Below are 14,003 nucleotides of genomic sequence, written 5' to 3' on the forward strand. Positions count from 1 at the left end.
GGATGGAAATCACCCAGCGGACCCGCCTGGTACGGATCGACAGCCCCCTCGGCGAGGACGTGCTGGCGCTGCAGACCCTCGAGGGCGAGGAGGAACTGGGGCGGCCCTTTCTCTACGAGCTGCAGCTGGTCTCGGAAAACCCGGCGCTGAACTTCGACCGGCTGCTGGGCAAGCCGCTGAGCCTCGCCCTGGAGCTGCCCGGCGGCGGCACGCGGCCGTTCCACGGGATCGTCAGCCGCTTCGCCCAGACCGCCGGCAGCGGCCAGTTCGCCGGCTACCGGGTGAGCCTGCGGCCCTGGCTGTGGCTGCTCACCCGCACCTCCGACTGCCGGATCTTCCAGAACCGCAGCGTGCCGGAGATCGTCAAGCAGGTGTTTCGCGACCTCGGCTTCTCCGACTTCGAGGACGCCCTGAGCCGGACCTACCGCGCGTGGGAATACTGCGTGCAGTACCGCGAGACCAGTTTCGACTTCGTCAGCCGGCTGCTGGAGCAGGAGGGCATCTACTACTACTTCCGCCACGAGCGGAATCGCCACGTGCTGGTGCTCGCCGACGCCGCCGGCGCGCACACCAGCGCGCCCGGCTACGCCAGCGTGCCCTACTACCCGCCCACCGGGGAACAGCGCGAGCGCGACCACATCTACGACTGGCACCTGGAGCGGGAAGTCCAGCCCGGCTCGCTGACCCTCAACGACTACGACTTCCAGCGTCCCGGCGCGTGCCTGGAAGTGCGCGCCAGCCAGCCCCGCGCCCATGCCAGCGGCGCCCACCCGCTGTTCGACTATCCCGGCGAATATGTCCAGAGCGGCGACGGCGAGCACTACGCGCGCACCCGCCTGGAAGCCATCCAGACCGCCTTCGAGCGCCTGCGGCTACGCGGCAACGCCCGCGGCCTGGGCTGCGGGCAACTGTTCCGGCTGAGCGGCTGCGCCCGCGCCGACCGCAACCGCGAATACCTGATCGTCGCCGCCCGCTACCGGATCGTCCAGGAACGCTACGAATCCGGCGAGCCGGAGAGCACCCCGCAGTTCGACAGCGCGCTGGAGTGCCTCGACGCCGACCAGGCCTTCCGCCCCCTGCCGAGCACCCCGCGGCCCATCGTCCAGGGTCCGCAGACCGCCCGGGTGGTCGGCCCGGCCGGCGAGGAGATCTGGACCGACCAGTACGGCCGGGTCAAGGTGCATTTCCACTGGGACCGCCACGACCGCAGCGACGAGAACAGCTCCTGCTGGATGCGCGTCTCCCAGGCCTGGGCCGGCAAGAACTGGGGGGCGATCCAGATCCCGCGGATCGGCCAGGAGGTGATCGTCAGCTTCCTCGAAGGCGACCCGGACCGGCCGATCGTCACCGGCCGCGTCTACAACGCCGAGCAGACGGTGCCCTACGCGCTGCCGGCCAACGCCACCCAGAACGGCCTCAAGAGCCGTTCGAGCAAGGGCGGCGGCCCGGCGAACTTCAACGAGATCCGCATGGAGGACCGCAAGGGTGCCGAGCAGCTCTACATCCATGCCGAGAAGAACCAGGACATCGAGGTCGAGAACGACGAAAGCCATTCGGTCGGCCACGACCGCAGCAAGACCATCGGCAACGACGAGACGGTGCAGGTCGGGCGCCACCGCACGGAACGGGTCGGCCTCAACGAGACCCTCTCGATCGGCGCCCACCGCACCGAGGACGTCGCCGGCAACGAGAGCATCGCGATCCTCGGCAACCGGACCATCTCGGTCAGCCAGAGCGAGACGGCCGCCGTAGCCCTGCAGCGCACCCACACGGTGGGGATCAACGAGACGATCGCCATCGGCGCCGCCCAGGAGATCGCCATCGGCGCCTACCAGGCGCTGAACATCGGCGCGAGCCAGGAGGTCAGCGTCGGCGCGAACCGCACGGAAACGGTCGGCGGCGACGCCGACGCCCGTATCGGCGGCGACGAAAGCCGCAGCGTCGGCCAGGGCCGCCGCACCGACGTCGGGCAGAGCGACAGCCTGGAGGTCGGCCAGCACTTCGCCCTCGCCGCCGGCGACGCCATCACCCTGACCACCGGCGCGGCGAGCATCACCCTGAAGAAGGACGGCACCATCGTCCTGCGCGGCAAGGACATCACCCTCGACGGCTCTGGCGCCATCACCGTCCGGGCCGGCCAGAACGTGGTCATCAAGGGCCAGAAGATCCTGCAGAACTGAAGGCAACGGAGAACCCACCATGAGCGTCGAGATCCCGCTTCCCCGCCCCGCCCTGCGCCTCGACGGGGTGGTCGTCGGCGTCCTGCTCGGCCTGGCCCCGGACGGCTCGCCGCAGGTGGCCTATCCCGGCTGTCCGGCCGCCGCCGGCCTCGCCGCGCGCACCACCGCGGTGCTGGACGCCGGGGCGATCGGCTGCCCGCTGGCGCTGATGTTCGAGGACGGCGACCCGGCCCGCCCGCTGGTGATCGGGCGCCTCCTGACGCCGCCGGCGGCGCCGCTCGCCGTCGAGCGCGACGGGGAATGCCTGGAGCTTTACGCCGAGCGGGAGATCGTCCTGCGCTGCGGCAAGGCCAGCATCACCCTGACCCGCGAAGGCAAGGTGCTGATCCGCGGCGCCTACCTGTCGAGCCGCTCCTCCGGGGTCAACCGGATCAAGGGCGGCTCGGTGCAGATCAACTAGCGCGGCAACGCGGCTCGCGCCAAAGCGTCAACGGAGCCTAACCATGGAACTGCTCAACGCCACCCGCCTGGCCGTCGCCTGGACCCAGGGCCTGGCCGCGGACGGCCGCGAGGCGCTGGTGGTGATCGCCAAGGGCACCTTCGAGCTGCCGCTGGACGGCGGCGAGGCGCGGCTCGCCGAGCGCCAGCGGCCGCTGCTGATCGCCGACGCCTACGACGGCGAGCCGGGGCTCTCCGCGCCGCGCCGGGAGATGGATTTCGCGCCGCCGAAGCCCTTCTGCGACGTGCTGGTGTCGGGTAGCGCCCATGTGCCGGGCGGCCGGCCGGCGACCCGGATCGAGGCCGGCATCCGCATCGGGCGGGTCTGCAAGACCTTGACGGTGGTCGGCCCGCGCCAGTGGCAGCCCGGCGGCCGGCACGGGACGGGCGCCGGCCGGGCGCAGCCCTTCGTCGAGCAGGCGATTTCCTATGCCGAGGCCTTCGGCGGCAGCCACCCCGTCGCCGGCGAGCCCGCGCGCCGGCGCTGCTACCCGGACAACCCGGTCGGCCGCGGCTGGTTCCCGCGCGAGATGGCCACCGCGGAGATCGTCGGCCTGCCGCTGCCGGCCACCGAGGAACCGGGCCGGCCCGTCGAGCGGCCCGACGGCGACTACCGGCCGATGGCGCTGGGACCGCTCGGTCGCGCCTGGCCAGCGCGCGCGGCCTTCGCCGGGACCTACGACGAACGCTGGCAGGCCGAGGTCTTCCCCTTGCTGCCGGCGGACTTCGACCCGCGCTACTTCCAGGCGGCGCCCGCCGACCAGCAGACCGAGCACCTGCGCGGCGGCGAGGAGGTGCTGCTGCTCAACCTCACGGCGCGGGAGCGCGCCGGCTTTCGGGTACCGACGCTGGAGATCCCGGTGACCTTCTTCGCGAAAAAGGGCGGCCACGACACCGTCCGGGCGGTGATCGACACCCTGGCGGTCGACACCGACGCCGGCTGCGTGGAAATCGTCTGGCGTACCCGCCGACCCTTGCGGCGCAATCTGTTCGAGATCGCCCAGGTGCTGGTCGGCCGCCTGTCCGGTGCCTGGTGGCGCGCCCGCGAGCAGGGCAAGGACTACTACCCCTCCCTCGCGGCGCTGGCGAAATCCCGGCCGGCCGCCGAGGAGCGCGACTGATGGCCGCCGTCTGCATCCTCGGCGCCGGCCTGGTCAGCGCGGTCGGCCTCGACGCGCCGTCCAGCTGCGCGGCGATCCGCGGCGCCCTCGACAACTTCCGGGAAACCCGCTTCATCGACCAGGGCGGCGAATGGCTGATCGCCGCCAGCGTGCCGCTGGAGCAGCCCTGGCGCGGCCGCAGCAAGCTGGTCCGGATGGCCGCGCGGGCCATCGGCGAGGCGCTGCGCAGCGTCCCCGGCAGCGATCCGCCGGCCATTCCGCTGCTGCTCGGACTGGCCGAAAGCGAGCGTCCCGGCCGTCTCGCGGGTCTCGACGCCAGCCTGTTGCACGCTATCGAACGCGCGCTGGGGCTGCGTTTCCATCCCGACTCCGCGGTCATCCCCCGCGGCCGGGTCAGCGGCGCCGTCGCCCTGCTCAACGCCCGCGCGCTGATCCGCCGGGGCGCTCATCGCCGGGTGCTGATCGCCGGGGTCGACTCCTTGCTCTGCGGGCCGACGCTGGCGGCCTTCGAAGCGCGCGAGCGCCTGCTCACCAGCCTGAATTCCAACGGTTTCATCCCCGGCGAAGGCGCCGCCGCGGTGCTGGTCGGCGCCCCGCCGGCCGGCGAGGAGCCGCAACTGGCCTGCCTCGGCCTGGGCTTTGGCGTCGAACCGGCGACGGTGGAGAGCGAGGACCGCCCGCTGCGCGCCGAGGGTCTGACCAACGCCCTGCGCGCCGCCCTGGCCGAGGCCGGTGTCGGCCTGGAACGGCTGGACTACCGGCTGACCGATATTTCCGGCGAGCAGTACTACTTCAAGGAAGCCGCGCTGGCCCTGAGCCGCACCCTGCGGGTGCGCAAGGAGCAGTTCCCCCTCCGGCACCCGGCCGACTGCATCGGCGAATGCGGCGCCGCCATCGGCCCGGCCCTCTTCGCCGTGGCCCTGGCCGCCTGCCGCAAGGGCTACGGCGACGGCCCGAACATCCTCTGCCACCTCGGCAACGACGCCGGCCAGCGCGCCGTGGCCCTGCTCGGCTACCAGATCCCGAGGGCCGCCTGATGGCCAACGAGGTCTATGCCAACGGCCGGGAGGTTTCCTGCAAGAGGGCCGAGGGCAAATCCGTCGCCTGCTTCCCCGACGTCTGCTTCACCCCCGGCCCCAGCCCGTCCGGCGTGCCTGTCCCCTACCCCAACACCGGCCTGGCCACCGACACCACCCACGGCACCCGGACGGTGAGGATCAGCGGCCAGGAGGCGATGCTCAAGGACAAGAGCTACTTCAAGACCAGCTACGGCGACGAGGCCGGCTGCGCACCCAAGAGAGGCGTCGTCACCGGCGCGGTCAAGGGCAAGGTGTACTTCACCTCCTGGTCGATGGACGTGAAGTTCGAGGGCGAGAACGTGGTGCGGCATCTGGATTTGACAACACACAACCATGCGTCGCAGCCGGGGAATACAGCGCCTTGGCCTTATCTGGATCAAATGGCCATAGATGCAGGTGGCGGCCCCTGCAAAAAAGATATATTGAAAGAAAAAACAGCCTGTACAGATTATAAACCTTATGGGAATAAAAATGTCTGCAGAGATGCAGTCTTAAGAGACAGAGTCCCTAAAACAGCAACAGGCGCACAAAGCGCTGCCGAGAGGGCAAGCGCCAATAAATGCCTGGCAGCCAGACGCTGCCAATTAGTCCCCTTCTCCCCCAAAGATAAGAAAGGTATCAAAGGATGCTGTCCCGCTCAAACACCAGATCACCTTATCCCAAAGAGCTCTTTCTATAAAGGATCCGTAAAGGGAGGGGCACGTCTGCAAGGGTGGAAAAAATACTCTTCAAGAAAAGCCCCCTGCATATGTGCGGAAGGTGGAAATAATACTAACGGCAGTCATGGCTTGAGGCATTCTGCCCATGCCTCCCTCTCCAAAGTAGAGCCGGGAGACATTAACACCCTTGAAAATGAAGCCTCTTTAGCTGCCGAGAGCGCAACACTCACTTTCCCCGAGTCGAAATGCAACAAAAGATGCATCGAGGCTCAACTCATGAACGGACACATGAAGATGACCAGAGCCCAGGCACCTAAAGTAAAATACTCGCCAAGCGGATCAAAATTGACCTCAGCAGAAATAAAAAAACTCCGCGCCAAAAAAAGAAAGGTCGGCTAATTCATTTTCACGTCACTTACAGATAGCCAGGAAGACCCAATGAGCACAGAATGGTTCGAGGACTACACAATTAGTGCCATAGCACCCTATGACTCCAAACATGCATTCTTCCTAATGAAAGATCGCGACCTCGAGGAAAGTGAAATCCAGCATTCAGTCTTTATTGAATATAACTCCGGGGGATGGCGAGAAATAGACACGACCAACTGGGAGTGCGCTGGGATATGCATCCAAGATTCGCCAAAAGTCGAAATGCTCGCAATAGGAGCGAATGGCGAAATAGCATTTGCCCCACTAGGCGGGACAATATCTGAATCCCAAATTGAACCAACTCCATTTCTGCTTCGCACCGCATCCAAGATCGAAAACAAAATATTCGCCTGCGGAATGAGACGTGAAGTTTACCGCCAGTCAATAAATGGGAAATGGCAACAGATATTCACCTCGCCGACCAAGAAAGGCGAACTTTCTGGATTTGAGGCACTTGCTGGATTTACGGAAGAAAATCTTTACACTGCAGGATGGCATGGTGAAATCTGGCACTTCAACGGCGCTCTGTGGCGGCAAATCGATAGCCCGACCAATCAAATACTAACAGGAGCAACCTGCAGTACCCATGGAGAGGTTTATATATGCGGCCGCAACGGAACACTATTAAAGGGGCACGGCGACATCTGGAAAAATATTGAACCAGAACCATTTAACGATGACTTTTGGAGCATTACCGAGCACCAAGGATCTATATATGCATCAACCATGAGCGAAGTATATATACTCAAAGATGACAACCTGACCCCTATTAACTGGGGAGTTCAAAGACCTACAACATGCTATCGGTTGGTGGTCGGCGGAGGATCTCTTTGGTCGGTCGGAGCGAATGATGCGTGGGTCAATAACGGAACAAACTGGATCAAAGTCCTCTAGCCATGATCGATGAGCATGCGCCATATATCTGAAGGTCCCTCTTTAGTTGTCTATCAACACGCCGAAGAAGCCGGCTTCCTCGCCGAGCTGCGCGCCCAGGCCGTGCGCGCGCCCCACTACGACCTGGACGACCTGCGCACCCTCGACGAACGCCTCGAAGCCCACCTCGACGGCCTGCGGATCGCCGGCCGGGCCGGGCTGGACCTGCTGCTGCGCCAGCTCGGCGCGCAGGCCAGCGGCGAAGTCTTCGCCGCCACCGTGCTGGCCTGCGAGTCGGGCGATGCCGCCGTGCTCGCCAGGATCGCCGAGCAGTTGCGCGCCTTCCCGGAAACCGGGCGCGGTTTCGCCGCCGCCCTCGGCTGGCTGGACTGGACCTCGGTGGAGCCCTGGGTCGAGCGCCTGCTGGCGGCGCCGGAGCCGCTGTTTCGCCGCCTGGGCCTCGAGGCCTGCGGCAGGCACCGCATCGATCCGGGACCGGCCCTGCCGGCCGGCCTGGCCCATGCCGAGCCGGGCGTGGTGGCGCGCGCCGCGCGCAGCGCCGGGGAGCTGCGCCGGCGCGACCTGATGGCGGAGATCCGCGCCCATCGGCGGCATGCCGACGAGGCCGTGCGCTTCTGGGCCAACTGGGCCACCGCGCAGATGGGCGACGAAGAGGCCCTGGAGCCCTTGCGCCGCTTCGCCGGGCAGGCGGGCGAATTCCAGTGGCGCGCGCTGTCCGTGCTGGTCGGCTGGCAGGACCACGCCTTCAGCGTCGCCTGGCTGCGCGCCCTGGCGCATAACCCCGCCCAGCGGCGCCCGGTGATCCTCGGCGCGGGGCTGCTGGGCGATCCGCTCGCCGTGCCCTGGCTGATCCGGCAGATGCACGAATTACCCCTGGCGCGGATCGCCGGCGAAGCCTTCAGCCTGATCGCCGGCGCCGACCTCGCCCTGCTCGATCTCGAACGGAGCGAGATCCCGGATTTCGACGCCGGCCCCACCGACGACCCCCGCGACCCGCGGGTCGCCATGGACCCCGACGAAGACCTGCCCTGGCCCGATCCCGCGCGGATCGCCGCCTGGTGGCAGGCCAACGGGGCGAGCCTCGAAACCGGCCGGCGCCATCTGCTCGGCAGACCGCTCGACGAGGCGCAGTGCCGGCAGGTCCTGTGCCGCGGCCGGCAGCGCCAGCGCAACGCGGCCGCCGTCGCCCTCGCGCGCCTGCGGCCGGGCGAGCCGCTGTTCCCCACCGACGCCCCGACCAAACGGCAGCAGGTCCTGCTCGACGCGCACGGCTGAAAGCGGCCGCCATCGATTCGTGCTTGACGGCGAGTCGTTCTTGAGGTTTCATGAAACCGGTTTCAAGCAAACGAAACCGAATCGAACAACAAGAAAACGAGGTGCCTGGTCCGTGAACGGTCCGTCCCTGCCCGCCCGCAGCCGCGTCACCATCAGCCAAGTGGCCGAGGCCGCCGGCGTCTCCAAGGCCAGCGTGTCGCGCTACATCGGCGGCGACCGCCAGTTGCTCGCCGACGCCACCGCCCTGCGCATCGAGCAGGCCATCGAGCGCCTCGACTACCGCCCGAACCAGATGGCCCGCGGCCTGAAGCGCGGCCGTACGCGCCTGATCGGCATGCTCCTCGCCGACATCCTCAACCCCTATTCCGTGGCCGTGATGCATGGCGTGGAAACCGCCTGCCGCCAGCACGGCTACAGCCTGGTGGTGTGCAACACCGACCGCGACACCGAACAGGAAATCCACCACCTGGCGGCCCTGCGCTCCTACAACGTCGAGGGCCTGATCGTGAACACCCTCGGCCACCACGCCGGCGAGCTGCAGTCCCTGCACAGCGAACTGCCGATGGTGCTGGTCGACCGCAAGGTCGAGGCGCTGGAGGTCGACCTGGTCGGGCTGGACAACCGCGACGCGGTGCGCCAGGCCCTCGATCATCTGCAGCAGCGCGGCTACCGCGACCTGCTGCTGGTCAGCGAGCCGCTGGACGGCACCAGCTCGCGCCAGGAGCGCGTCGAGGCCTTCAAGGCCGAGATCGCCCGGCGCCCCCTGCTCAAGGGCCAGGCGCTGCAGACCGGCGACGCCTTCGGCGCTGCCCTGCGGGACTTCCTCGCCGCCCCCGGCCCCGGCCCCAAGGCGCTGTTCGCCGCCAACGGCGTGGCGGCCCTGGCCGCCACCCGGCAGCTACGCGAACTCGGCTGCCGGCTGTTCGAGGAGATCGGCCTGATCGCCCTCGACGACCTCGACTGGTACCCCCTGGTGGGCAGCGGCATCACCGCCCTCGCCCAGCCGACCGAGCGCATCGGCACGGCCGCCCTCGAGTGTCTGCTCGGGCGCCTGCAGGGCGACCGGGAGCCGCCCCGCCAGGTCGATTTCAAGGCCCGACTGATCGTCCGAGGTTCCACCCACCCCCGCGGCTGACAGCTCGCCGGCAGGCTGTCGGCGGGTCGTTCGGTCAAAAATGAAACCGGTTTCAGAGGAATAACGATAATGCCCCTCTACCCCGTCTCCGTGAGTCTTTCCAGCTATGGCGCCAGCCAGGTGCGCGAGCGCGGCCAGGCCAGCTTCCTGCCGCTGCTGGCCCTGGCCGGCGCGGTCCGCGCCGAACTGCGCGAGGAGCTGTTCGCCGCCCCGCCGGACCCGCAGGCCCTGGCCGGCGCGGTCCGCGAGCTGGGACTCGACTGCCTGTATTCCGCGCCGCTCGAGCTGTGGACCGAAGAGGGCCGGCTCGCCGATGCCCTCGCACCGACCCTGGCGCTCGCCGGCGCCTGCGGCGCGCGCTGGCTGAAGGTCTCCCTCGGCCATTACCGCGCCGGCAACGATCTGTCCGAGCTGGCGCTGCAGCTGGCCGGCGAGCCCGTGCAGTTGCTGGTGGAGAACGACCAGACCGTCCAGGGCGGGCGCATCGAGGCGCTGCAGGCGTTCTTCGCCGCCGCCGAGGCTCGGGCTCTCGACATCGGCATGACCTTCGACATCGGCAACTGGCTCTGGCAGGAACAGCCGGTCGACGAGGCCGCCCGCCGTCTCGGCCGCTACGTGCGCTACGTGCACTGCAAGGCGGTCGGGCGCAACGCCGACGGCAAGCGGGTGGCGCTCCCCCCCGAGCCCGTCGACCTGCAGCACTGGCAGCGCCTGCTGCGCGAGTTCCCCCCGGGCGTCCCCCGCGCCATCGAGTTTCCCCTGCAGGGCGAGGACCTGCTGGCGGTCACGCAACAGCACATCGAGGCCCTCGCCCGCCTCGGCCAGCCCCAGGAGGAGCACAGCCATGCCTGATCTCGACATTCTCTGTTTCGGCGAAACCATGGCCATGTTCGTCGCCGAGGAAAGCGGCGACCTGGCCCGGGTGGAGCACTTCGGCAAGCGCATCGCCGGCGCCGACAGCAACGTGGCCATCGGCCTCTCCCGGCTGGGCTTCAAGGTCGCCTGGCTGAGCCGGGTCGGCGACGACTCCCTCGGCCGCTTCGTGCTCGACAGCCTGACCCGCGAAGGCCTCGACTGCCGCCACGTGCAGGTCGACCCGGCGCATCCCACCGGCTTCCAGATGAAGTCCCGGGAAACCGACGGCAGCGACCCGAAGGTCGAGTATTTCCGCCGCGGCTCGGCGGCCAGCCACCTGTCGATCACCGACCTGGTGCCCGGCCTGCTCAAGGCCCGCCACCTGCACGCCACCGGCATTCCTCCGGCGCTCTCGGAGAGCTGCCGCGCGCTGTCCCGCGAGCTGATGGAATGCATGCGCAGCGCCGGGCGCACTCTGTCCTTCGACCCCAACCTGCGCCCGTCGCTGTGGCCGAGCCAGGCGCGGATGATCGCCGAGATCAACGATCTGGCAGCCCTCGCCCACTGGGTGCTGCCGGGCCTCGAGGAAGGCCGCCTGCTGACCGGCTACGACAGCCCCGCCGACATCGCCGCCTTCTACCTGGAGCGCGGCGCCGAGGCGGTGGTGATCAAGCTCGGTCCCGAAGGGGCCTATTACCGCACCGCCGAAGCCGAAGGGCGCATCAATGGCGTGCCGGTCGCCCAGGTGGTCGACACCGTCGGCGCCGGAGACGCCTTCGCCGTCGGGGTGGTCAGCGCCCTGCTCGAAGGGCGAAGCCTTCCGCAGGCGCTGAAGCGCGGCAACGCCCTCGGCAGCCGCGCCGTGCAACACATCGGCGACATGGAAGGCCTGCCCCATCGCCACGAACTGCCGGAGGAGTCCCAACCCCAGAACGCCTGACGAACGACCGCCGGCGCCGCCGGCACCTGCTAGCACAAAAACAAAAAGCCCAGGAGACATCCATGCAAAACACTCGTCTCGCCAGCCGTCGCTGGTGGTATCTCATCCCGATCATCTTCATCACCTACAGCCTGGCCTACCTGGACCGCGCCAACTACGGCTTCGCCGCCGCCTCGGGGATGGCCAAGGACCTGAACATCACCCCCGGCCTGTCCTCGCTGCTCGGCGCGCTGTTCTTTCTCGGCTACTTCTTCTTCCAGGTGCCCGGCGCGATCTATGCGCAGCGGCGCAGCGTGAAGAAGCTGATCTTCGTCAGCCTGATCCTCTGGGGCAGCCTGGCGACCCTCACCGGGATCATCCCCAACGTCTACCTGCTGATCGTCATCCGCTTCCTGCTCGGGGTGGTCGAGGCCGCGGTGATGCCGGCGATGCTGATCTACCTCTGCCACTGGTTCACCCGTGCCGAACGCTCGCGGGCCAACACCTTCCTGATCCTCGGCAACCCGGTGACCATCCTCTGGATGTCGGTGGTCTCCGGCTACCTGGTCGAGCAGTTCGACTGGCGCTGGATGTTCATCATCGAGGGCCTGCCGGCGGTGCTCTGGGCCTTCGTCTGGTGGCGCCTGGCCGACGACCGCCCGTCCGAGGCCAACTGGCTCACCGAGCGGGAGAAAGACGACCTGCAGCAGGCGCTGGCCGCCGAGCAGCAGGGCCTGAAGCCGGTGAAGAACTACCGCGAGGCGTTCCGCTCGCCCAAGGTGATCCTGCTCTCGGTGCAGTACTTCTGCTGGAGCATCGGCGTCTACGGCCTGGTCCTCTGGCTGCCGTCGATCCTCAAGGACGCGGCCAACCTGGACATCGTCCAGGCCGGCTGGCTGTCGTCGCTGCCCTACCTGGCGGCGGTGATCGGCATGCTCGGGGTGTCCTGGGCCTCCGACCGCTTCCAGCAGCGCAAGGCCTTCGTCTGGCCGCCGCTGCTGATCGCCTCGCTGGCCTTCTACGGTTCCTACGCCCTGGGCAGCGAGCACTTCTGGCTGTCCTACGCCCTGCTGGTGGTGGCCGGCGGCTGCATGTACGCCCCCTACGGGCCGTTCTTCGCCATCGTCCCCGAAGTGCTGCCGGTCAACGTCGCCGGCGGCGCCATGGCGCTGATCAACAGCATGGGCGCCCTGGGCTCGTTCGCCGGCTCCTGGCTGGTCGGCTACCTGAACAGCGCCACCGGCAACCCCGGCGCCTCCTTCCTGCTGATGAGCGGCGCGCTGCTGATCGCGGTGGTGCTGACCCTGCTGCTCAACCCCACCAACGGCGACCGCCCCGCACCGCTGTCCGGCCGCTCGCTGCAGCCGGCGACCAATCCCTGAGGAAGTACCGCACATGAAGAACGTCGTGCTCTACAAGAAACTCTCCGCCCCCCTGATGGCCCGCCTGCAGCAGCAGGCGCAGGTCACCTGCATCGAGCGGCTCGACGCCGACGGCCTGGCCCGCCTGCGCGACGCCCTGCCCGAGGCCCACGGCCTGCTCGGCGCCAGCCTCAGGCTGGACGCCGGGCTGCTCGACCTCGCGCCGCGCCTGGAGGCCGTCGCCAGCGTCTCGGTGGGCATCGACAACTACGACCTCGACTACCTGACCGGGCGCGGCATCCTGCTCACCAACACCCCCGACGTGCTCACCGAAACCACTGCCGACACCGGCTTCGCGCTGATCCTGGCGACCGCCCGACGGGTTACCGAGCTGGCTGCCTGGGTGCGCGCCGGGCAGTGGCAGAAGAGCATCGGCCCGGCGCAGTTCGGCAGCGACGTGCACGGCAAGACCCTCGGCATCGTCGGCATGGGGCGTATCGGCGAGGCGCTGGCGCGGCGCGGGCATTTCGGCTTCGGCATGCCGATCCTCTACCACAGCCAGGCGCCCAAGCCGGAGGTCGAGCAGCGCTACGGCGCCGGCTACCGCTCGCTGGAGGCGCTGCTGGAGGAATCCGACTTCGTCTGCCTGACGGTGCCGCTGAGCGCCGCCACCGAAGGCCTGATCGGCGCGCGGGAGCTGGCGCGGATGCGCCCGGAGAGCATCCTGATCAACATCTCCCGCGGCAAGGTGGTCGACGAGCCGGCGCTGATCGCCGCCCTGCAGGCCGGGCGCCTGCGCGGCGCCGGGCTCGACGTGTTCGAGCGCGAGCCGCTGCCCGCCGACTCGCCGCTGTTGCGCCTGGACAACGTGGTGGCGACCCCGCACATCGGCTCGGCCACCCACGAGACCCGCGAGGCCATGGCGCGCTGCGCGGTCGACAACCTGCTCGCCGCGCTGGCCGGCCAGCGTCCGGCCAACCTGGTCAACCCGCCGGCCCTGGAGGTCGCCCGGACCACGGGCTGATCCGCTGCACCGACTCGACCGCAAACACCTCTCCCACCCCAGGTATCCCTGCCGCGCTCGCGGCGGGGACGCCCGGGCGTGAGAGAGATCTTTGCCATCAAGGACCACGATAAACATGCACAACAACAAGAAACGTCCCGGACAGCGCTACCACCACGCTGCCGCTCCCACCCTGGCCCTGTCGCTCCTGCTGCCCGGCGCGGCCGTCCAGGCCGAATTCCTCGACGACGCCAAGGGCACCCTGACCCTGCGCAACTTCTACATCCACCGCAACTTCGTCGACGACAGCGCCACCCGCAGCAAGGCCGAGGAATGGACCCAGAGCTTCATCTTCGACCTGCAGTCGGGCTACACCGAAGGCCCCGTCGGCTTCGGCATCGACATGCTCGGCCTCTGGTCGGTCAAGCTCGACGGCGGCCGGGGCACCAGCGGCACCCAGCTACTGCCGGTCGACAAGGACGGCGACCCGGCCGACCAGTTCGGTCGCCTGGCGCTGGCCGGCAAGCTGCGCTTTTCCAAGACCGAGGTGAAGGCCGGCGAATGGTCGCCGGTGCTGCCGATCCTGCGCTCCGAC

The 14,003-nt window shown here is 68.3% G+C and carries 13 protein-coding genes; all 13 read left to right on the forward strand.

The window, feature by feature from the left end:
* Positions 1-2 precede the first annotated feature (2 nt).
* The gene (locus BMY22_RS01780) at positions 3-2,180 is read left to right on the forward strand and encodes a type VI secretion system Vgr family protein (RefSeq protein ID WP_090619082.1); all 2,178 of its coding nucleotides are present in this window, start codon (positions 3-5) and stop codon (positions 2,178-2,180) included.
* A 19-nt stretch (positions 2,181-2,199) separates the two neighbouring features.
* A complete protein-coding gene (locus tag BMY22_RS01785; RefSeq protein WP_090619084.1) occupies positions 2,200-2,640 on the forward strand; it encodes a DUF6484 domain-containing protein in 441 nt (146 codons plus the stop codon).
* A 43-nt stretch (positions 2,641-2,683) separates the two neighbouring features.
* Positions 2,684-3,799, forward strand: coding sequence for a DUF2169 family type VI secretion system accessory protein (locus BMY22_RS01790; RefSeq protein ID WP_090619085.1), 1,116 nt, complete (start codon positions 2,684-2,686; stop codon positions 3,797-3,799).
* The gene (locus BMY22_RS01795; RefSeq protein WP_090619087.1) at positions 3,799-4,836 is read left to right on the forward strand and encodes a 3-oxoacyl-ACP synthase; all 1,038 of its coding nucleotides are present in this window, start codon (positions 3,799-3,801) and stop codon (positions 4,834-4,836) included. Before BMY22_RS01790 ends, BMY22_RS01795 begins: the two co-directional genes overlap by 1 nt.
* A complete protein-coding gene (locus BMY22_RS01800; RefSeq protein WP_090619088.1) occupies positions 4,836-5,936 on the forward strand; it encodes a PAAR-like domain-containing protein in 1,101 nt (366 codons plus the stop codon). The genes BMY22_RS01795 and BMY22_RS01800 overlap by 1 nt, the downstream gene beginning before the upstream one ends.
* Before the next feature lie 39 nt (positions 5,937-5,975).
* On the forward strand, positions 5,976-6,860 hold the full coding sequence (locus BMY22_RS23580) for a hypothetical protein (protein WP_143068440.1): 885 nt from the start codon (positions 5,976-5,978) through the stop codon (positions 6,858-6,860).
* A gap of 15 nt (positions 6,861-6,875) precedes the next feature.
* On the forward strand, positions 6,876-8,135 hold the full coding sequence (locus BMY22_RS01805) for a TIGR02270 family protein (protein WP_090619114.1): 1,260 nt from the start codon (positions 6,876-6,878) through the stop codon (positions 8,133-8,135).
* 112 nt (positions 8,136-8,247) lie between these two features.
* A complete protein-coding gene (locus BMY22_RS01810; protein ID WP_090619090.1) occupies positions 8,248-9,270 on the forward strand; it encodes a LacI family DNA-binding transcriptional regulator in 1,023 nt (340 codons plus the stop codon).
* Between the two features lie 69 nt (positions 9,271-9,339).
* A complete protein-coding gene (locus BMY22_RS01815; protein ID WP_090619092.1) occupies positions 9,340-10,122 on the forward strand; it encodes a sugar phosphate isomerase/epimerase family protein in 783 nt (260 codons plus the stop codon).
* A complete protein-coding gene (locus BMY22_RS01820) occupies positions 10,115-11,065 on the forward strand; it encodes a sugar kinase (RefSeq protein WP_090619093.1) in 951 nt (316 codons plus the stop codon). The genes BMY22_RS01815 and BMY22_RS01820 overlap by 8 nt, the downstream gene beginning before the upstream one ends.
* A gap of 62 nt (positions 11,066-11,127) precedes the next feature.
* Positions 11,128-12,426: an MFS transporter gene (locus tag BMY22_RS01825; protein ID WP_090619095.1), complete on the forward strand. Its 1,299-nt coding sequence runs from the start codon at positions 11,128-11,130 to the stop codon at positions 12,424-12,426.
* Between the two features lie 13 nt (positions 12,427-12,439).
* On the forward strand, positions 12,440-13,429 hold the full coding sequence (locus BMY22_RS01830) for a 2-hydroxyacid dehydrogenase (protein ID WP_090619096.1): 990 nt from the start codon (positions 12,440-12,442) through the stop codon (positions 13,427-13,429).
* 115 nt (positions 13,430-13,544) lie between these two features.
* Positions 13,545-14,003, forward strand: a 459-nt coding sequence (locus tag BMY22_RS01835; protein WP_143068441.1) for an OprD family outer membrane porin, incomplete at its 3' end; no start/stop codon positions are given.

Source organism: Azotobacter beijerinckii, assembly GCF_900110885.1.
In the GTDB taxonomy this organism is placed as follows: Bacteria; Pseudomonadota; Gammaproteobacteria; order Pseudomonadales; family Pseudomonadaceae; genus Azotobacter; species Azotobacter beijerinckii.